Annotated in this window: 28 protein-coding genes; all 28 read right to left on the reverse strand. The window is 65.2% G+C overall.

Annotated features, from left to right (window positions below; all coding sequences use genetic code 11):
• Positions 1-72: 72 nt before the first annotated feature.
• The gene (locus tag VN11_RS04525; RefSeq protein WP_049444480.1) at positions 73-1,026 is read right to left on the reverse strand and encodes a hypothetical protein; all 954 of its coding nucleotides are present in this window, start codon (positions 1,024-1,026) and stop codon (positions 73-75) included.
• Positions 1,027-1,052: 26 nt separating this feature from the next.
• A complete protein-coding gene (locus VN11_RS04530; protein ID WP_049444481.1) occupies positions 1,053-1,838 on the reverse strand; it encodes a capsid assembly protein in 786 nt (261 codons plus the stop codon).
• Positions 1,838-1,981: a hypothetical protein gene (locus tag VN11_RS22480; protein ID WP_160314196.1), complete on the reverse strand. Its 144-nt coding sequence runs from the start codon at positions 1,979-1,981 to the stop codon at positions 1,838-1,840. Before VN11_RS22480 ends, VN11_RS04530 begins: the two co-directional genes overlap by 1 nt.
• Before the next feature lie 16 nt (positions 1,982-1,997).
• Positions 1,998-3,554 (reverse strand): portal protein, encoded by a 1,557-nt coding sequence (locus VN11_RS04535; protein WP_049444483.1) that lies wholly within the window; start codon positions 3,552-3,554, stop codon positions 1,998-2,000.
• A complete protein-coding gene (locus VN11_RS22485; RefSeq protein WP_005412406.1) occupies positions 3,547-3,699 on the reverse strand; it encodes a hypothetical protein in 153 nt (50 codons plus the stop codon). The genes VN11_RS04535 and VN11_RS22485 overlap by 8 nt, the downstream gene beginning before the upstream one ends.
• Positions 3,700-3,719: 20 nt before the next feature.
• The gene (locus VN11_RS04540) at positions 3,720-3,899 is read right to left on the reverse strand and encodes a hypothetical protein (protein WP_004154580.1); all 180 of its coding nucleotides are present in this window, start codon (positions 3,897-3,899) and stop codon (positions 3,720-3,722) included.
• A 64-nt stretch (positions 3,900-3,963) separates the two neighbouring features.
• A complete protein-coding gene (locus tag VN11_RS04545; RefSeq protein WP_049444485.1) occupies positions 3,964-4,500 on the reverse strand; it encodes an adenylate kinase in 537 nt (178 codons plus the stop codon).
• A 124-nt stretch (positions 4,501-4,624) separates the two neighbouring features.
• Positions 4,625-4,831, reverse strand: a complete 207-nt coding sequence (locus VN11_RS04550) for a hypothetical protein (protein ID WP_049444487.1) — start codon at positions 4,829-4,831, stop codon at positions 4,625-4,627.
• Positions 4,819-5,652: a hypothetical protein gene (locus VN11_RS04555; RefSeq protein ID WP_004154583.1), complete on the reverse strand. Its 834-nt coding sequence runs from the start codon at positions 5,650-5,652 to the stop codon at positions 4,819-4,821. Before VN11_RS04555 ends, VN11_RS04550 begins: the two co-directional genes overlap by 13 nt.
• Positions 5,649-5,798 carry a hypothetical protein gene (locus VN11_RS22490; protein WP_005412410.1) on the reverse strand — a complete coding sequence of 50 codons (150 nt, stop codon included), beginning with the start codon at positions 5,796-5,798 and terminating at the stop codon, positions 5,649-5,651. Before VN11_RS22490 ends, VN11_RS04555 begins: the two co-directional genes overlap by 4 nt.
• Positions 5,795-6,106, reverse strand: a complete 312-nt coding sequence (locus VN11_RS04560; protein WP_043033722.1) for a hypothetical protein — start codon at positions 6,104-6,106, stop codon at positions 5,795-5,797. Before VN11_RS04560 ends, VN11_RS22490 begins: the two co-directional genes overlap by 4 nt.
• Entirely contained in the window at positions 6,103-6,351 is a 249-nt protein-coding gene (locus VN11_RS04565; RefSeq protein WP_005412412.1) for a hypothetical protein, read from the reverse strand. Before VN11_RS04565 ends, VN11_RS04560 begins: the two co-directional genes overlap by 4 nt.
• Positions 6,348-6,473 (reverse strand): hypothetical protein, encoded by a 126-nt coding sequence (locus VN11_RS22825; RefSeq protein ID WP_005412413.1) that lies wholly within the window; start codon positions 6,471-6,473, stop codon positions 6,348-6,350. Before VN11_RS22825 ends, VN11_RS04565 begins: the two co-directional genes overlap by 4 nt.
• 28 nt (positions 6,474-6,501) lie before the next feature.
• Positions 6,502-6,867: a hypothetical protein gene (locus tag VN11_RS04570; RefSeq protein ID WP_005412414.1), complete on the reverse strand. Its 366-nt coding sequence runs from the start codon at positions 6,865-6,867 to the stop codon at positions 6,502-6,504.
• Complete coding sequence (locus tag VN11_RS04575) at positions 6,864-7,202, reverse strand: hypothetical protein (RefSeq protein WP_053091908.1); 339 nt, start codon at positions 7,200-7,202, stop codon at positions 6,864-6,866. Before VN11_RS04575 ends, VN11_RS04570 begins: the two co-directional genes overlap by 4 nt.
• A complete protein-coding gene (locus tag VN11_RS04580) occupies positions 7,184-9,022 on the reverse strand; it encodes a DNA polymerase (RefSeq protein WP_065428123.1) in 1,839 nt (612 codons plus the stop codon). The genes VN11_RS04575 and VN11_RS04580 overlap by 19 nt, the downstream gene beginning before the upstream one ends.
• A gap of 12 nt (positions 9,023-9,034) precedes the next feature.
• Positions 9,035-9,685 (reverse strand): hypothetical protein, encoded by a 651-nt coding sequence (locus VN11_RS04585; RefSeq protein ID WP_053448915.1) that lies wholly within the window; start codon positions 9,683-9,685, stop codon positions 9,035-9,037.
• A 10-nt stretch (positions 9,686-9,695) separates the two neighbouring features.
• A complete protein-coding gene (locus VN11_RS04590; RefSeq protein WP_005412417.1) occupies positions 9,696-9,944 on the reverse strand; it encodes a hypothetical protein in 249 nt (82 codons plus the stop codon).
• Positions 9,945-10,109: 165 nt separating this feature from the next.
• Positions 10,110-11,576: a toprim domain-containing protein gene (locus VN11_RS04595; protein WP_065428124.1), complete on the reverse strand. Its 1,467-nt coding sequence runs from the start codon at positions 11,574-11,576 to the stop codon at positions 10,110-10,112.
• Between the two features lie 151 nt (positions 11,577-11,727).
• Positions 11,728-11,907: a hypothetical protein gene (locus VN11_RS04600; protein ID WP_049434079.1), complete on the reverse strand. Its 180-nt coding sequence runs from the start codon at positions 11,905-11,907 to the stop codon at positions 11,728-11,730.
• Positions 11,904-12,290 (reverse strand): helix-turn-helix domain-containing protein, encoded by a 387-nt coding sequence (locus tag VN11_RS04605; protein ID WP_049444493.1) that lies wholly within the window; start codon positions 12,288-12,290, stop codon positions 11,904-11,906. The genes VN11_RS04600 and VN11_RS04605 overlap by 4 nt, the downstream gene beginning before the upstream one ends.
• Positions 12,291-12,301: 11 nt before the next feature.
• Positions 12,302-12,664, reverse strand: coding sequence for an N-acetylmuramoyl-L-alanine amidase (locus VN11_RS04610; protein WP_004154593.1), 363 nt, complete (start codon positions 12,662-12,664; stop codon positions 12,302-12,304).
• The gene (locus VN11_RS04615) at positions 12,665-13,102 is read right to left on the reverse strand and encodes a RusA family crossover junction endodeoxyribonuclease (protein ID WP_049444495.1); all 438 of its coding nucleotides are present in this window, start codon (positions 13,100-13,102) and stop codon (positions 12,665-12,667) included.
• On the reverse strand, positions 13,086-13,751 hold the full coding sequence (locus tag VN11_RS04620) for a hypothetical protein (protein WP_049444497.1): 666 nt from the start codon (positions 13,749-13,751) through the stop codon (positions 13,086-13,088). Before VN11_RS04620 ends, VN11_RS04615 begins: the two co-directional genes overlap by 17 nt.
• Positions 13,751-13,909, reverse strand: coding sequence for a hypothetical protein (locus VN11_RS22495; protein ID WP_160314197.1), 159 nt, complete (start codon positions 13,907-13,909; stop codon positions 13,751-13,753). The genes VN11_RS04620 and VN11_RS22495 overlap by 1 nt, the downstream gene beginning before the upstream one ends.
• Positions 13,909-14,193 (reverse strand): hypothetical protein, encoded by a 285-nt coding sequence (locus VN11_RS04625; RefSeq protein WP_005412421.1) that lies wholly within the window; start codon positions 14,191-14,193, stop codon positions 13,909-13,911. Before VN11_RS04625 ends, VN11_RS22495 begins: the two co-directional genes overlap by 1 nt.
• Complete coding sequence (locus VN11_RS22500) at positions 14,186-14,329, reverse strand: hypothetical protein (protein WP_005412422.1); 144 nt, start codon at positions 14,327-14,329, stop codon at positions 14,186-14,188. Before VN11_RS22500 ends, VN11_RS04625 begins: the two co-directional genes overlap by 8 nt.
• A gap of 44 nt (positions 14,330-14,373) precedes the next feature.
• Complete coding sequence (locus VN11_RS04630; RefSeq protein WP_049444498.1) at positions 14,374-16,809, reverse strand: DNA-directed RNA polymerase; 2,436 nt, start codon at positions 16,807-16,809, stop codon at positions 14,374-14,376.
• Positions 16,810-16,947 lie beyond the last annotated feature (138 nt).

The following is a 16,947-nucleotide window of genomic DNA, read 5'->3' on the forward strand; positions in this document are numbered from 1 at the left end:
CCGACTTGACGATCTAGGTCTGCGGTGCCAGCTACACGACCGGGTACTCTATGAGTCCCGTCCCGGTGGAACTTACGCGGCCTTCGACAGCTCGATGGCACCGCGCGGAGCCAGGATGCCGTGACCCAGCGCGTACTTCGCCAGCATCAGGGTGCCCTGCTTCTCGCCCTGGTACACGTCCTCCAGGGACAGGTCCAGCAGCTTGAGGGTGCCGACAGCCGAGCGGTGGAAGATCACGCCTACGGTGTCCGCGAAGTTGCCGCGGTACTTGGCCGGGATCGAGGCCAGGGCCGACTCATCGACACGCGGCATCGCGTTGATCTTCACCAGCGGGATGCGAGCGACCGAGGAAATGATCGCCTGGCCGTAGGAGCCGTTCGATTCCGCGTTGATGTCGCGGTCGATCAAGTCCTTGTTCTCGGTCAGCAGATACCACTGAGCCGGGGCCAGTGCGCCAGTGAACTCCTGCGGGTTGTCCGGCAGCAGCTTCTCGTCGAACAGCATGCGGGCGTTGCGGAACGCATCGGCCAGCACGGTCGCATCGGAGGCCATCGTGGCGGCCTTGATGATGGCACCACCTGGCTGGCCTTCGACCTTGCCTTCGGTGGTACGCGCGGCCAGGATCGCGCAGCGCAGCTCGTTCTGCATGCGCTTGAGCGCCAGCTCCGCACCCTGCTGACGGGTGTACTCGGAACGCACATCGTAGTGGTTCATCGCCTCGTCGATGTTGGCGATGAAGGCGTGCGAGATCAGCATCGGATCGAGGGTGATGATGGTCTCGTTGTGCTCGACCACCAGGCCCTTGATCTCGGTGCCCGGCACATGGTACTCGGAGCCGATGGTGCCGACGTTCGGGAACGAGGCGGACTTGCCGCTCTCGATGTTGCGCACCGACACGCGGCCGTCCAGCTTGTAGTTCTCGACGAAGCTGGTGATGGTTTCAGCAGTGTAGTTCTGCTTGAACAGCGCCCAGGCGTCGCCGTTGGCCTGGGCTTGACCCAGGCGGGAGGGGATTGCGTCCGACATTTAGTCCTTGCTTGAGGTTGAGTGGATTACTTGAACAGCGGCGACACGGCCAGGCGGGCGGAGACTTCCGCGCGGTAAGCCGGATCACGGTGGTAGCGCACATCGCGCATCGCTTCGACGACCTGCGCCTGCGACTGGAACGGCTTGGGGCCTGCATCGGCGTTCGATGCGGTCTTGCCATTCAGAAGGCGGCCGTTGCCGCCACGGAGGGCGACGAGGCCCTGGACTGCCAGCGCTGCGCGGCCGGCGTCGCCGGACTGCACCGCTTCGTTGAACGCCCGCTTCTGCTCGGCGCTCAGGTTGGTCTTAGCCCACTGGACCAGGCCGTCGTAACCGGCCTTGCCACCTGCGGGCGAGTAGACGGCGTTCTCGTAGGTCTGCACGCGAGCGCGCAGGCCATCGACGTACACGTCCACCAGCTCCTTCGGATAGCCCGCGTCCTGGAGCTTCTTGTAGCTCTCCTCGGACAGCGCGCCGTTCGAGTTGAACTCGGTGGCGAAGTCGTCCAGGTTCAGGCCAGCCCGCGCCAGGGCGTCACGCGCGTCATCCGCGGTGGCGTCGTCGATGGTCGCGGGGCCGCCCTTGCCACCCTTGTCGTCGGCTGGCGTGCTCAGTTGTGCGTAGGCGGCTTCCAGCTCCTCCACGGTCTTGTACTTGCCGCCGTACAGGCGCTCGCCATCGGTGCCGCCCTGCGCGCCCGGTGCGGGCTGCTGGGTGTCTTGGGAGTTCTGCGGCGGCTGCTGACCTGGGGTCGGCTGGCCGTTGATGCCGTCAAGGTTGACGGTCACTTCGGACTTGCCCGGCTGCGACATTACTTGTCCTCGGGCTTGTAGTTGACGATGACCAGGCCGTTCGCCTTGCGGGTGATCTCGGCCTTGCCCTTACGCTCGACGCTCGGAGCCTTCGGGGCTTCCTTGGTCGGCTTGGCGGGCTTCTCGGTGGTTTCGTTCGACATTGCGTCCTTCTCGGGGTTACGGGGTTTGGGTCATCGCTGAGGCGATATTCGGAGCGGCACGGACCATCGCCTCCTGCGCCGAGGCGTCCTGCTGCTCGGCAGCAAGCTCGTCGTCGGAGCGGATCAGGCCCTTGGTGGAAATGTCGGAAGCGGCGGCCAGCCGGGAGATCGCCTCGCCACTGTTGAGGCGGCGTGCCTTCTCCTCTGCGCCGACAAGCGCATCCACTGCCTGACCGAACTCGATCAGCTTGTTCAGGTCGTGGCCGCGGCCGAGGGCAGCGATGCCAACGGTGATGCGCGGCTTGATGAGTTCCTGCGGCAGCTCGGGCAGGCGACCCTGCTTCTGGAGCTTGTGCAGGCGGCGGCGGATCAGTGGGAGCAAGAGCTGCTCGCCCGACATCGCCATGAAGCCGCTGAGGGCGTCGTCGAGTTCCTGGGTGAGCACCCGGATTTCGTAGGCGGTGACACGCTCGCCGGGGCGCTGCACGGCGGACTTCACGCCGAAGATCAGCTCCAGCGAGTTCGCTAGCGCCTCGGCCTCCTGACGCACGAAGTTCAGGTCGTAGGCTTTCTGGAGCTGGAGCGTGGTCACGTCGCTGGCGTCGCCACGCAGCACCGCGCCGGATTCGGCCTCGGTGAGCTGGCGCTCGCGGATCGTCGAGGTCGGCTTGAGGAACATGATGATCTTCGCCAGCGCGGCGGCACCCTTGCGGATCGCCTTACGCAGCGCCTCCAGCGACTCGAACGCGCCCACGTAGTCGTAGACCAGGCCCTCGCCGTAGTCGTCCACGAGGGACGGCGGGGCGCACAGGGGAATCCACGGGCAGGCGTCTATCGGGTAGGTGCCCACGGTCTCGGGCACTTCGACGCCCTCGACCTCCTGGACCACTTCCCACTCCTTGCCATCTTCCGAGCGACGCACCCAGGTGTAGAGGTTCACGTCGTCGTTCTTGGTCTTTTCGTCGCGTTCCTGGGCGAGCTTCTGCATCACCGCCGCGCGGATCGAGTCCGGCAGCATGGCCGGGGCGATCTTGTCGAGCGTGATGATCTCCAGCACGTTGCCCAGGCCGTCGCGGTCCGTCACATAGGAGGTCAGCGGGTACAGCTTGGGCTTACCCTCGTCGGGGTCGTAGAGCAGGAAGTTGCCGAGGACAATGGCGTGCTTGGCCGCCTCGCTGAGGACCGGGCGGACGCCGCTGGTCTCCAGGTCGTTGACGATGACCCGCTCCACGTCCACCAGCGCGGCCTCCAGTTCGGAGGTCTCCACGCCAGCCTGCTCGGCGATGTTCTCGGCGACGGCCTGGTCAGGCGCGAGCTTGAACACCGAGGCGTTCGGCGGGAGCCAGGCCAGCACGATCTTCGAGGCCAGGGCGTTGACGCACTTCGGGCCGGTGTCGATGTAAGCGGAACCGGGGGTACGCGATTTCGCGCCCTCGTCCACCCACAGGCGGGGCAGGGTGACCTTGGCGCAGCGCTTGGCGCGCGTCTCGGCCTCTTTGCGGTTGGACTTGAGATCGCCGTAGCGCTTCGCGGCCGTCTGCTTCTCGGCCGAGGTCTGCTTGGCGTCAGCCATTCGGAATGGTCAGTCCTTGGTACTGCGTTGCGTTGTTCAGGTCCAGGCGGACCTTGGACTTACGCCGCTGATCGGCCGCGTGGCCGGTCGGCTGGGTGTCCTGGCGGGTCAGTAGGATCGGGTCTTTCTCCTGCTGGTCCGGCATGTTGGGCTTGCTGCACATGATTAGCGGGCGCGGTGCTCCATCTGCTCGACCTTCCGCAGCGCCTTGAGCCGGAGGATCAGGCGGCGCTCGCCCTGCCGGAGCAGGAACTCCTCCTTCGGCTGGGCGGGGTCGTAGATCACTTCGGGGTGCAGTTCGTCCAGGAGGTCGATCAGGTCGTAGGAGTGCAGAGGGATTTGCATAGAACTCCTGGGTTATGAATAGGTGGGGAAACTGACGTTTCCCCCGATGATGACTACTAAACCCCTAGAGTCGGGCCAGCGATTCCGCGACCATCCGCAGGCGGTGGATCGGGCCGTTGTTGTCGATCACGGTGTCGATCAGGTCGCCGTGGACGCCTGCCTCCGAGGCATGCGCCGAGACCGTAGCCGCGCTGTCGCGGAGCACCTGGACCACCTGGCCGCCCCACTCACGGATGAACTGCGCCTCGTTGTCGAAGCGAACGTCCGACACCACGACGCCAGCAGCGCCGTCGCGGCGGGCCTGACGGATCTTCTGCGCGACAACCTTGACCCACAGGTCGCGGTCGATCATTTCGCGGCCCCACTCGGTGCCTACGGTCTGCATCAGGCGGCGCGGGGTCTGCCCGTTGAGCCAGTCGAGCGGCTCCTCCTTGAGCGGGCCGTCCTCCATCGCGGACACCGGCAGGCCGGTGATGTCCGCCACGAAGGCGCGGATCGGGGCCGCGAAGGACAGCTTCACGAAGCCGTGGTCGCTGACCAGGAACTCGGCCAGGGTGTCTTTGCCGCTACGGGCGCGGCCGGTGATTCCGATGATCTTCATGGGGACTCCAGAAAAGGAAAGGCCCGCACGAGGCGGGCCGGGGGGGACTTGGGGGAGAGGCGCTACCAGCCGGGACGGCCGTGCAGCGCCAGGTTGATGGCGAGGGCCAGCAGCTTCGGACGCATCAGGCGAAGCACCGGGCGATCAGCCAGGCCGCACCAGCAGCGCCGACAGCGGCCGGCCACAGCTTGACGCGGCCAGCCGAGCGGTACAGGGCGCGTTCGAGGGTGTTGAGGCTGCGCCACCACAGCCAGGCGGCACCGTAGGCGACGAAGGCGAACAGCACGGCCAGCACGGCGACGATGGTGATGAACAGGATCAGGGTTTCCACAGCTTCACTTCCTTGGTCTTGGGGTTGTAGTCGCCGTAGCGCAGGATTCGCGCGAGGCGTGCTTGGCGGATCGCATCGTGCTTCGACAGCGGCTCGGTGCCGCCGCGGGGGATGCGGGTGGTGTAGGTGGTGACGACGGTGTTCCACAGCGCGCCGAGGTGCTCCTCGACGGACGCATCGCGGTACGCCTCGTGGATGGGCATGAGCAGCTCATCCGCGCCCTTGTGGCCGATGCCGGGGAAGCCGGGGTAGTTGTCCACCTGGTCACCCGTGAGCACCTGCTTCATCCAGAACAGGTCAGCGTCGTGAGCCGAGATTGGCCGGACGCCCACGTCGGGACGGTTGGGGTTGTAGAGACGGATGCCGGGGATCGTCTGCATGTCCTTGTCGATGGACACGACGATGCGGCTGCCTGGCGCGCGCTTCGGATTCGGGTGCGAGGCCAGCAGCCCCAGCACGTCGTCACCTTCCAGGTTCTCGATCTCCACGATCTTGTCGCCGAACTCGTCGTAGACGAACTCGTCGAGCACGTACCACAGGGCAGGCTTGTCCTTGCTGGCACGGTTGAGCTTGTAGGTCGGGTCGATGTCCTTGCGGAAGTTGTGCTTCTTGCAGGACAGGGCCAGCAGGTAATCACGCGCGCCGAACTTCTCGACGATCTCGTCGATGTAGTCCTCCAGCTTCGCCTTCGCGCGCTCGGGCTGGATCGCTTCGACCTTGTTGCCGTCGCCGTTCCAGTCGATGTTCGCGGTGTTCGAGAACGCGAGCTGGTAGCGCAGCACATCGGCGTCGATCAGTAGCAGGGGGCCGCGCTTGTTCATGCGTCCACCCACTGCCATCCCAGGAACGCCAGCGCGAACCAGCGGTGCAGCCAGTTCGGACGCTCCCGGACCTGCACGAAGAAGTTGCCGCCAATGACCCAGGAACCGGCCGCCTGCGGTGGCCGATAGGTGACGTAGGAAGTCATGGCCGCTTCTCCGGGTGGCGCTCATACCACGCCTGTAGCTCGGCGGCGTAGCGCTTCATTCCGGCCTGGTACTCCGGGCCGTCGCCGAGCGGGTACTCGTGCTCGTCGCACACGAAGTCGGTGGTCGGGATGGTGTACGGAATCTGCGTGCAGGAGTTCCCCGTACACATCGACTGCCACATGATGATGTAGGAGTTCTCGCTGTGCCCTTTCAGGCACGAGCCATAGTCCGCACTCGGCGGCCAGGGCTTCATATCGCACGCAGCGAGGCCAGCACACAGCGCCAGGATCAGGAGAGCGCGCTTCATACCATGCTCTCGTGTACGGCGACCCAGCACTTCTCGCTAACGCGGCGGATGAAGTAGGTCGCGGTGCTCCACTCCACGGGGCGCAGCATGCGCTCGGTGCAGCACGGGCACTTGGCGTTGTAGGCATGAACCTCGGGCTGGTGTTCGAGCACAGCCACGCGGTAGGTGGTACACGGATCGATCACGCGGACATCGCCGTCAGCGGGGCCGCCAATGAAATGCACGCGAAGCCGGTTCTCGTTCATCGGTTCGATTCCTTGAGGACTTCCAAGGCGCTCGCTTTGTCGGCGTTGCAACGCTGGAGGCCGTCCTCGGCGTTGCCGCCGAAGCGGTAGAGGTCGTAGGTGGTGGTGGTCGGGTCAGCCATCACGGCGTCGAGTGAGGAGTGCGTGCCCTCAATGACGGTCGGCTGGAGGAACTGCTCCGGCACGACTTTCGAGGTGTGCGCGGCGCAGCTCGTCAGGAATGCGGCGAGACAGGTAATCGCCAGTTTCCGGGTCAGCATTTGCTGCAATCTCCACAGAGCGGTTGGTGGTGGCGCGGGCGTTCCGCAGCGCTGCATCGAAGGCAGAGCGGCGCACGGCTTCGCGGTTGAGGGTCTCGACGGTCTGCTTGAGGTCGGCCAGTTCCTTTGCCGACTCCTCCAGCTCCGTCACGCGCTGGGCCATTGCGGTGTACTTCCAGGCTGCGAAGCCGCCAGCCGCGAGCGCGGCAACGACCAGCAGCGCCGCGAGGGCGCGCAGGATGTTGGTTGGGTTCATCGGTTCTCTTGGACGTAACAGGCGACTCGCAGAAGCTCCGAGGGAGTCGCGTCGGACTTGATCTGATTCGCGCGTGCGGAGATCACGCGCACGTTGCCCCGGACGTAGCCGAGGTCAGGTTCGATGCGGTCGAGCGTGGGTGAGTTGGGGCCTTGGGCCTTGCGCCCGACAGCGCGGTACAGCGGGATGCCCAGCGCCGGGCAGAAGTCGGGGACCGCGATGTCGTCCGACGTGAGGTCGAACGGCAGTCCCTTTCTTGCTGCCCGGCGTTTCGCTTGGCGCACCAGGGCGAGTGCAATGTCCCGCTTGCCGCGGATCAGTGCGTCTCCGCCCAATTCCTTCCGATCTTGAACTCGCCATCGAGCGGACAGCGGAAGCCGAAGTGGTCGCCAGCTTTGCGGATGGCGGCCTGGGCGGTCTTGCCCACGAACTCGGCCTTGTCCTCGTCCACTTCGATCTGCCACTCATCGTGGACGTTGGCGAGGAACTCGTAGTGGACGCCCGGCACCAGCCCTGCGGCTTGCAGGTCGGCGTCGAGGATCACCAGCGCCTTCTTCATCACCAGCGCACCGGCCGACTGGAGCAGGGTGTTGAGCGCAGCGTGGTCGCTGCGGATGTGCAGCTTCCGACCGTCGAGGCCAATCAGGTATCCCTTTTCGGCCGCGCGCTTCTTGACCCCGCGCACCAGCTTCTCCAGCGCAGGCAGTCCGGCCAGGAACTTAGAGCGGAGCTTCGCGCCGGCCTGTCGTCCCTTGCCCACGATGGAGCCGAGCTTCGCGTCGCCTGCCCCGTAGAGGAAGGCGTAGATGAAGGTCTTGGCGTTGTCGCGGGTGGGCAGTCCAGCCGCCGCCTGGTTGACCGAGTGGATGTCGCCTTCGAGGATGACTTTGGCGTACTCACCGCCATCGTGCTTCGCCATGAAGTGCGCCAGGCAGCGCAGCTCCAGCCCCGAGGCGTCCGCGCCGACCTGGAGCTTCCCTGTCGGGACGCAGAACAGAGAGCGGCATTCCTTGCCGTAGGGCACGCCGCACTTCGGCACCTGGGCGATGTTCGGCTTAGAGTGCGTCATGCGGCCGGTCACCGCCGCGTTCTGATTCACGCTGCCGTGGATTCGGCCATCTTTCTTGATGGCCTTGAGCCATGCCTCGTCGCCCTCGGCAAGCTGGCCGAGACGCTTGTTGACGATGAAGTGCTCCAGCAGGAGCGGGATGATCGGGAACTTGAGCGCGCCCAGGACATCTTCGTCGATCTTCGGCTGGCCCTTCTCGGTGAACTCCTGCGGTTGCCAGCCATACATCGCGGTCAAGCGGTCAGCGATGTGCTGGCGACTCGCCGGGTTGAACACAACGTCCTTGTAGGTCGTGACCTCCACGCCCTTGACGTAGCCGCGGCGCTTGTCGTCGCGCTTCGGTACGAACTTGCGCTTCACCACCTTCCACGGCGGGATGACCTTGCGCAGCTCGGCCTCCAGCGCGGTGCGCCGGGACACGAGGACGCACTCCAGCTCGCGTGCCTTCTCCTGATCGAACAGGTAGCCGTAGCGCTGCTGACGCGAGAGGATCGGCGCGACGGCCTGCTCCAGCTCAATGGCCTCGGTTGGGAGGCCCTTGCTCATCAGCAATGCGAACAGGGCTTGGGTGACCGCAACGTCCTGGTCGCAGTAGTCGTCCATTTCCTGAGACCACTGCGCCCAGGGGTCGAGGCCGCGTGCGACCATCTGCGCCGCGTAGTCGCCTTTCCAGCGACCGAGGCGGTAGCCCCATGCTTCGAGGGAATGGCGGCCGATCAGCTTGCCCGGCAACACCGGGTTCGCTCCCTGCTTCTTGCGGGCTTTGAAGTCGCGGTCCTTGAGGTCCGGGTAGACCAGCGTGGACATCAGCAGCGTGTCGAAGTACGCCTGGACCTTGAAGTCCGGGAACACCTTGGCGATAGCCGGAATGTCGAATCCGGCGATGTTGTGGCCGACAACGCGCGTGGCCTTCTTGAGCCTCTCGACGGCCTGACGGACTGTCATTTCGCCCGTGCCGTGATCGTTGGCGGACAAGATGGGACCGCGCGGTGCGCCGGTCTCATCTACCTCTTGGAGGGAAATGCAGTGGATCGTGTCAAGTTCGTCGAGGAGGCCATTGGTCTCGCAGTCGAATACGAGGATCAACGGCGGTCCTCCTTACGGGTAGCCGTGGTTGGTTACGGGGATTGCGCGGACGCGGCGGCGGGCGCGGAGGATGTACTCCGGCTCGGGGGCCTTCGGCGGCGTGTGGACGCCCTGCGGCGCGTGGCCGGGGAAGTCGTCGTCCTCGAAGAGTTCGCCCTGCTCGGGCTGGTCGGGATGCAGCGTGTAGCCGTAGTCCTCGACGTAGTGCGTGATGCGGCGGATGGTGCGCTCGGTGCCGTTGTTGTTCAGCACGAACAGCAGCTTCTCCGATGCGTCGGCAACCGCGCCTTCGAGGGATACGACCACCACCTCGTCGGTGCTGGGTTCGTAGATGGCGACATGGGCGCAGCACCGCAGATCGAACCGGGCGCAGTGCTCGTGCGGCGTACCAAACTCGAAGCCGATCAGGCTCACGAGGTGACCCTCGGGCGAGCGGAAGTTGCGGATGCCGTTCGGAGCGGCCTCGCTGGTCCAGTCGCTACGGCCGCTCAGGTACGCGGCCACGTAGGTGTAGCTCGCAAGTGACACGAAGAAGCAGTCGATGTCCTTGATTTCGGTCCCGTCGTAGAACGCGCGCAGGCTTCCGCCACCCAGGATCACCAGGTGGCGGACTTCGGCCGGCAACACGTCGAACAGGGACCGAGCGTGTTGCTCGGCAGTCATGGTTGGTCCCTTAGCGGATCAGGTTGGTGAAGCGCTCGGCGACGCGCAGGGCGCGCTCGGCTTCTTCCTCGTGCTCGTCGGCCTGCGAGTGCAGGACATCGGCCTTGTCGCGCAGCGTCGAGGCGGTGGCGATGCGGTCGGCGCTGATCTTGAACAGCTTGTCCACCTGGCCCTCCAGAACCTTCACCACGTCGGTCACGGTGTCCTTGCGGAACGGAGCGGTTAGCAGGTCGATTGCGATTGCGACGATCTCTTTCATTGGGGTAGTTCCTCGGCTTTGATGTGGATGACCACGCGCCGCCCAGGCTTGCCGTACATGACACGGCAGGCTTGGTCGGAGCGGGGGAGTTGGTAGGGGAGAACGAGGCTCTCAGCGAAGGAGAGCGGCGCATCAGCTGGGATGAAGCCGACGACCGAGCGGCCGTCAGTAGTCGGAGGTGGATACATCGGATGACTCGTCGGCGAAGTCGCCGTATTCGCCCGGAGCATCTGCATTGAGCAGGCGGCCGGATGCGTGGTCGTAGCTGTAGTAGAGAACCTGGCCGTTCGACTGGCCGGTGAAGCGATCCTTGAGGACACGGAAGGTCGTGCAGTTGCGCTCGGCCTCGTTCTCGGCCTGCGTATTGCGCTCCAGGCCAAACGCGAAGTGCGTCCAGAAGCCAATCGCGCGGCTGCCCTTGAAGTGACGGAGCATCACGCGCCCGCCTTCCTCGTGGGGCTTGCCTTCCGGCGTGGCGAGGTGCGAGACCAGGTAGATGCAGATGAGGTGGCGCTGCGCGAACTGCGCGATCTTCGCCATCGTGTCCTCCAGCATCTTCCGCTCGTCCTCGGCACCGGCCGCGAACGACGTAAGGTTGTCGAGCACGATGTGCTTGACGCCCTCGGCGACGACCATGTGGGCCATCTTGGCTTCGATCACGTCCCACTCGGACGAGCCGAAGTGGTCGTAGATGAACACCTGGCCCTTGTCGAGAATCTCGAACGCGGCTTCCAGTTCCTCCTGCGTCCAGCTCCCATCGGGAACGTGGAAGCGGCGGCCCGCGACCTTGCCTGCCATGCGCTTCGCCGTCTCGACCGGCTGCTGCTCCAGGAAGAACAGGCCAACACGGTCGCCGGTTTCCTGCGCGATGAAGGCTGCTTCCTCCATCAGCCAGTCGGTCTTGCCGATGCCGGTGCCCGCGCCGAAGGTGTAGACCTCGCCATACCGCTTGCCGTAGGTCAGCGCGGTGAGGCGCGGATCGTGCCAGGGCATGCCCATCGAGACGGGCTTGAGTGCCTTCTCCTTGAGGGAGCCGAACGTCACCACGCCATCGGGGCGCTTGGTCTGCGCTTCGTAGATGGCGCGAGTGATCGCCTCGGCGTCGCCGCGCTGGAGCAGCTCGTTCGGGTCTTTCGCGGGGAGCTGTGCGATCTTGGCCTTGCCGGGAGTCAGCAGCAGCGCCACTTCCTGCGCGGCGGCCTGGCCCGGTTCGTCCATATCGAACATGAGCACGACCTCGTCGAAGCCATTGACCCACTCCAGCTCGCGCTTGATGGACTTGGCTGCGGCTTGTGCCCCGTTCGGGACGGACACCACCGGCCAGCGGAGGCCGAGTGCCTGCGCCACGGAGAGCGCATCAATCTCGCCTTCGGTGATGACGAGGCGTCGCCCCGGTTCGTAGAGGTGCTGGCCGAACAGCCCGCACGCCTTCGAGTCGCCGATGAACGAGAACTTCTTGTCGGGGTAGCGGAGCTTCTGCGCGACGATGCCGCCATCGCGCTTGTAGTTGGCGATCTGCACGGTCTTGCCGTGCTTGTCCTTGCCGATCCAGTAGCCGTACTTACGGCATGCTTCCTCAGTGATACCGCGCTTCGCCAGGGCTTGCGGTTCACCCTCCGCAAAGTCGCTCATGGTTTTCCTGCTGGTGGGTTGAGAGACCTCTTCGCCTTCGGCTGGCTCGTAGTGACCGCAGCCGAAGCAGTAGCCGTGCCCGTCGCTGTAGCGCGCAAGGTTGTCCTTGCTGCCGCAGTTCGGACACGGCTCTTTGTGGAGGTATTCGGAGTCAGCGCTTTGCACGCTCCACGGACCACATGCGCTTGCGGTAGGAAATGCCGAGGCGACGGTTCAGCGCACCCTTGACGGTGCGGCCCAGGCCGCGGAACGGCTTGTCGGCGCTCGCCCATGCGCGCTCGAAAGCCAGGCGCATCGCGGACGGAATGACGGTGGTGGCGGTGTTGGTCATGCGTTCTTCTCCAGCAGGAACTTGGTGAATGCGGCGACTTCTTCGGTCGCATCGTTTGCGTCGAGGCCCAGCTCGTCGGTGCAGTAGTTGCGGTACAGCTGGAGCAGCGCATCGACGCGGTACTGCTTCGGAGCGCGGCGCGCTTCCAGGAGCGGGGCCTTGCTGCGGCGCTGACGGCGCGACAGGCGATAGCGCGTGTACCGCTGCCCCGAGGCGTCCTCGCAGGTCTGCGTTTCGATCTCGAAGCCAGTAGCACGCAGCTCATCGACGCGCGAGGCGAGGCGGCGGATGCGGTAGACGCCTTCGGCCTGCCACGAGGTCAGGTGCGAGTGGCGACGCAGGTGATCCAGGACGACCTGGGTTTGCGGGGGCAGCGGTTTCACGTTGGGTTCTCCTATCGAGGGAAGTCAGGTGCCCACACGACGGGCTTGCCGTAGGCGGCGAGCAGGCGTCGCAGCGCGGCGTGTTGGGCTTCGGTGAAGTTGTCCTCGGGCTGCATGGCGTCGTTGACGCCGCCCAGGAGGCAGACTTGGTATGCGGATTGGTTGTGCTTACCGGCGAGAGCGCCGGGCTGATTTAGCGGGCGACCGTCGTAGATCGAGCCGTCACGTTCGATGACGAAGTGGACGGCGATCTTCGAGTAGCCCTGCGAGCGGTGCAGGCGTGCGAGTTCCTCGCCGGTCGTGACCTGCTCGGGGCGGGTCATGCTGGCGAGGACGAACAGCGCCTCTACCGATTCCAGAGGTTTGAGGCGCACTTAGAGTTTGTAGAGGTGGACTTCGGTGCGTGGTTCTTCGTCCGGCTGCGCCCAGCGCTTACCGGAGAGCAGCCACATGACTTGCTTGTCGTCGGCCCAATAGCCGGTGGCTTTGGTCACAACGTCCATCGGCCCCTTGGCGAGGTTGTCCACGTCGCCCTTGGGAAACGCGGCCTTCGAGGTCTTGGCGCGTTTGCATACCGCGATGATGACTACTAAAACCGGATCGGTCGGCGATAGGTCCAGATCACCGGCTGGCAGATGCTTCTCTGCCGCTTCCTTCCAGGTCTTGTAGGTCTTGCCGTAGTAGACGCCCCAGCGCGATACCTTCGGGCGCGAGGCGGGCACCGGGTCGAACGGGAACGTGAGGGAGGCCAAGTGCTTGGCCCCCCTCGCGGTGTCCACGATGACCGACAGCGGATCAGTAGTCGCCGTCATCGCCCTCGTCGTCGGAGTCGCTGTCGTCGTCCGAGTCGTCATCGCTGTCGCTGAACGGCGCGCTGTCGTCGGCCTCGTATCCGTCCTCCTCGCCGAAGCCGTAGTCCTTGGCGTTGCGCTGGCCGAACTCGACCAGTTCGATCACCTGGACGGCGACCATGTAGCAGGTCAGGTAGAACTTCTTGGCCGATTCGACGAACGAACCACCGATCTCGTAGGAGACCTTGAGTTCGCTGCCGCCGCCGATCTGCGGCGGGTTGTCGATCTTCTTGCCGCGGGCGTCGAAGATGTCCGGGCGCATGGTGAACTTCTTGCCGGTGCGCTTGCTGACGCCGCTGGCCTTCATCTTGAACTTCACCAGCACGCGGCCGGTGTCATCGCCGTTCTCGTCGGTTTCTTCGGTGAACACCGGGGCCACTTCGGCACCCTTCTTCTTCTTCGGGTTCTCGCTCAGGAACTCCTGGAACAGCTCGTCGCGCCGGGTTTCCAGCTTCTTCGCCAGCGCCTTGAAGTCCTTGTCGTTCGGGTCGAACGCCAGGCTCACGGTGTATTCGCCTTCCGGCTTGAACTTGGTGTCCGGTTCGTTCAGTCGCGGCCACACGGCGGTGCCCTTCGGGGAGACGAATCGTTCGCGCTTCTTGGTTGCCATCAGTTGTCGGTCTCGTAGTTGGTCGGGAGATAGATGCCCGCTCGCCACAGGTCGGCGGCGGCGGTCAGCGGGGTGTCGGCGGAAATGCCGAAGGCTTCGTCGATGTCGAAGCCGACGAGCGCCTCGTCGATGAAGGCGTCGGTGATCGGGTCACGCATTACGGGTAGTGCGGTTTCAGCTCGCGCTCCGCGTAGCGGCGCACGGCGTTGAGGGTGTTGACCTGCCGGTAGCGGCAGTCCTGCTCCATGCGCGAGACGACCCGCAGCACTTCCATCGGATCGAGGCCGAGCACTTCGCAGAAGTTCTTGAAGGCGCACGCCAGGCCGATCACCTGATCGGCCGGGTGACCGAGGGATTGCACGCTGTCGATCACGACGAAAGCGCCGCGTGCGGCGCTCTCGGCAGAACGTGAGTGCAGTCCGTCGATGACGCGATCACGCACCTGCGTGCAGCTCCGTCATGCGGTGCTTGAACTCCTCGACCGTGCCGTGTTCGGCCGGGTTGTAGATGCCGAGGACCACACCGAAGTGGTCTTGGGCAACGTAGGTGTTCAGTGCGTGCTGGTAGTTGATGCTCATGTGGATGTTCTCGTTTGGGGTATCAATTGCCAAAGGGGGATGGACTAGGCAAAGAAGTAGCGCGACTCCAGCACCAGGCTGAGGTCCAGGTCGCCGTGCGGCGGGAGTGGTGGAAGTTTCTCTGCCGCTTCTGGCGGGAGCTGCTCGACGAGTTGCTGTCGGAAGTCGGCCAGTACGTCGCCGCTGTACTGATCGACGAACGCCTGCCGGAGCGCGGCGGCGAGGATTGCTGCCTTGCCCGCGTGTGTACCGTAGGAGTCATGGATCATTGCGAACGACTCGATGCCGTTCTCTGCCGCGAGGCAGGTGGTCAGCATCATGTGGCTGGCGTCACAGGAGTGGACGAAGTTCGGGCTGATCCCGAGGGTCTGCCTGCGACGGTCGAGCTTCGTACCGCCGATGTTGACTACTAAATTCGTCAGTCGGCCGCCCAGGTGGGCCTGGACGCGCACGCCTTCCTCCTCGCGGTACTCCTGGAGGACCGGGAAGCCAGCGGGGGTCGTCCAGCTCACCGGCAGGTCGGCCGACGAGGCGACCTTAGAGGCATCGCGCAGCCAGTCCATCGCCGCGCGGGCCGCGATCACGACCTCGCCGATGCACTCCCACAGCAGGGTCGCCAGGTACTCGGCGGTTTCCCAATCGTCCTCCATGCCCAGCTTCTTGAACTTGGAGAGCACCTGGGCGCGCATGCCCGACTTCGTGACGCCGTAGGGCAGCGTCATCACCGGCTGCTTCACGATGTCGCGGGTGAGCTGGCCGTCCAGCTTGATCGCCAGCGGGTCGCCGCCCTCGGCACGGGCGCGGAGCTTCTCCTGCGCCACGTCCTTCACGCGCGAATAGATGTCGGCGGGCTTCGGCTGCGGGATCAGGTTGGTGGCTGCGCCGCCCACGGAGTCGCGGAGCATGGCCGAGAAGTTCTGGAGGCCGTTGCAGGAACCGTCGAGCGCGATGGGCAGATGGGAGACGTGATCGCGGCCGTTGAGGCTGTAGCCGAGCCACTCGAAGCACGCGGCCAGCGCGCAGAACGGGCTGTCGGCGTCCATCCAGAAGCGTTGGCCGTCCAGCGGATCGAGGGCGCTGTCGAGAATCTGCTCCTCGTGCTCGCGCACCCAGGCCACGCGCTTCTCGAACGACACCTTGTCCACGCCGAAGCAGTTGGCAACGTGGATGGCGAGCCAGTAGGCACCGTCCTCGCCGAGCGGCACGCCTTGGGCGAACGTCAGCAGGCCCTTGGCCGCATCATCACCCTGCGGGGTCAGCGTCGGGGGCAGGGGGTAGCAACGGCCGCGGAAGTCGAGGTTGTGCGGGAAGTAGATCGCGGGGTACTCGGCGAACTTCTCCGCCAGGGCGATCTTCTGCGCGGCGGCGAGGCGGGTGGACACGCTGCGCGCATTGGCCTCGTAGACCTTGGCGCGGTCGCGCTTCCATTCCTTGAACTCGTCGGCGTGGTGCTCCTTGAAGTAGTCCGGGTCGGTCTCCAGCAGGGCAGGGCGGCTCGGCAGGTCCATCAGCTCGCGCTCCGGCAGCCCGGCGACACCGCCGCCTGCGTTCCACAGCTCGCGCATGACCTCCAGGACTGGCACGTTCACCTTCCAGGCGGTTGCCTGGATGGCATTGAGGGCCTGGTAGACGTTGGGCATATCGACCAGCGCCAGCTCGCGCTTGTAGGCGCGGTTGCGGGTACGCACAAGGTCCGCCCGGCCGCCGATGTCGGTCAGGTAGCCGCCGTCGCGGGGCGTGGTCCACGGACGGGGCGGGACGACCATCGGCATCAGCACCGGCTGGTACAGGGCGGCGCTGTCGTGGGCCTTGGTCAGCCAGTCGAGCACCTTCTGATTCCCGGCGATCAGCAGGTGGCGCTTGCCGCGCTCGGCCACGGTGACCAGCTCGACCAGTCCGGTCGCCTCGACGAACAGCTCGATGAGCTTCATGCCCACCAGCAGGGCGTCCTTGTCGGACAGGTAGAGGCGCTTGTCGTCCTCGGGGCTGAACTCGGCGTCGGCAACGACGTGCCGCATCACTGCGGTGGAATGCCGAGCCGAAGTGGACTTCTTGAGCTGCTCCTGGACGACCCGGTATAGGCCGGGATGCTTCTCGCGGAGCAGGGAGAAGTTGATCTCGTTGGCGACCTCGTGGCCCAGGGTGATCGCCACGGACACCGCCTTGCGGTGATCGGCGACGAGCGCGTTGACGCAGGTGAAGCTGGTCAGATAGGCGAGGGCGTGGGGGTTCAGGTGGCGGATGAACTTGAGGGCGGCGTGGCGCTTGCCCGGCTTGCCGGTGTCGGCTTCGGCCACGAACGCCGCGATTGCGGCGGCGGTGGCGTCGATGCTCTCCAGGACCAGCTTGCGGCCGGGGCCGGTCTCGGCCTCCTGGCGCTGCTCCCTGATCTTCTCGTAGCGGGCAATGCCCAGGCTGGTGCTCTCCTTCTCCAGTTCGAGCTGGGCGGCGTGCAGGTCGTTCTCTTGCCAAGTCGTCATCGTTTGCCCTCGGGGGATGCAAAAGTCAAAACGGGAGGACCGCACCGGGGGCTGCCCGGTACGGTCCTGAGTGGTTCGGTTGTTGGTCCTGGGTGGACCTATGTGGAACTGTAGTAGTCCTCGGTGGTGAACAGCAAT

Origin of the sequence: Stenotrophomonas maltophilia (assembly GCF_001274595.1) — a bacterium.
Lineage (GTDB): Bacteria > Pseudomonadota > Gammaproteobacteria > Xanthomonadales > Xanthomonadaceae > Stenotrophomonas > Stenotrophomonas forensis.

Coding starts and splice junctions, on each gene's coding strand:
- VN11_RS04525 (WP_049444480.1), bottom strand. CDS start 1,026: ATGTCGGACGCAATCCCCTCCCGCCTGGGTCAAGCCCAGGCCAACGGC.
- VN11_RS04530 (WP_049444481.1), bottom strand. CDS start 1,838: ATGTCGCAGCCGGGCAAGTCCGAAGTGACCGTCAACCTTGACGGCATC.
- VN11_RS22480 (WP_160314196.1), bottom strand. CDS start 1,981: ATGTCGAACGAAACCACCGAGAAGCCCGCCAAGCCGACCAAGGAAGCC.
- VN11_RS04535 (WP_049444483.1), bottom strand. CDS start 3,554: ATGGCTGACGCCAAGCAGACCTCGGCCGAGAAGCAGACGGCCGCGAAG.
- VN11_RS22485 (WP_005412406.1), bottom strand. CDS start 3,699: ATGCCGGACCAGCAGGAGAAAGACCCGATCCTACTGACCCGCCAGGAC.
- VN11_RS04540 (WP_004154580.1), bottom strand. CDS start 3,899: ATGCAAATCCCTCTGCACTCCTACGACCTGATCGACCTCCTGGACGAA.
- VN11_RS04545 (WP_049444485.1), bottom strand. CDS start 4,500: ATGAAGATCATCGGAATCACCGGCCGCGCCCGTAGCGGCAAAGACACC.
- VN11_RS04555 (WP_004154583.1), bottom strand. CDS start 5,652: ATGAACAAGCGCGGCCCCCTGCTACTGATCGACGCCGATGTGCTGCGC.
- VN11_RS22490 (WP_005412410.1), bottom strand. CDS start 5,798: ATGACTTCCTACGTCACCTATCGGCCACCGCAGGCGGCCGGTTCCTGG.
- VN11_RS04560 (WP_043033722.1), bottom strand. CDS start 6,106: ATGAAGCGCGCTCTCCTGATCCTGGCGCTGTGTGCTGGCCTCGCTGCG.
- VN11_RS04565 (WP_005412412.1), bottom strand. CDS start 6,351: ATGAACGAGAACCGGCTTCGCGTGCATTTCATTGGCGGCCCCGCTGAC.
- VN11_RS22825 (WP_005412413.1), bottom strand. CDS start 6,473: ATGGCTGACCCGACCACCACCACCTACGACCTCTACCGCTTCGGCGGC.
- VN11_RS04570 (WP_005412414.1), bottom strand. CDS start 6,867: ATGAACCCAACCAACATCCTGCGCGCCCTCGCGGCGCTGCTGGTCGTT.
- VN11_RS04585 (WP_053448915.1), bottom strand. CDS start 9,685: ATGACTGCCGAGCAACACGCTCGGTCCCTGTTCGACGTGTTGCCGGCC.
- VN11_RS04590 (WP_005412417.1), bottom strand. CDS start 9,944: ATGAAAGAGATCGTCGCAATCGCAATCGACCTGCTAACCGCTCCGTTC.
- VN11_RS04595 (WP_065428124.1), bottom strand. CDS start 11,576: ATGAGCGACTTTGCGGAGGGTGAACCGCAAGCCCTGGCGAAGCGCGGT.
- VN11_RS04600 (WP_049434079.1), bottom strand. CDS start 11,907: ATGACCAACACCGCCACCACCGTCATTCCGTCCGCGATGCGCCTGGCT.
- VN11_RS04615 (WP_049444495.1), bottom strand. CDS start 13,102: ATGACGGCGACTACTGATCCGCTGTCGGTCATCGTGGACACCGCGAGG.
- VN11_RS04620 (WP_049444497.1), bottom strand. CDS start 13,751: ATGGCAACCAAGAAGCGCGAACGATTCGTCTCCCCGAAGGGCACCGCC.
- VN11_RS22495 (WP_160314197.1), bottom strand. CDS start 13,909: ATGCGTGACCCGATCACCGACGCCTTCATCGACGAGGCGCTCGTCGGC.
- VN11_RS22500 (WP_005412422.1), bottom strand. CDS start 14,329: ATGAGCATCAACTACCAGCACGCACTGAACACCTACGTTGCCCAAGAC.
- VN11_RS04630 (WP_049444498.1), bottom strand. CDS start 16,809: ATGACGACTTGGCAAGAGAACGACCTGCACGCCGCCCAGCTCGAACTG.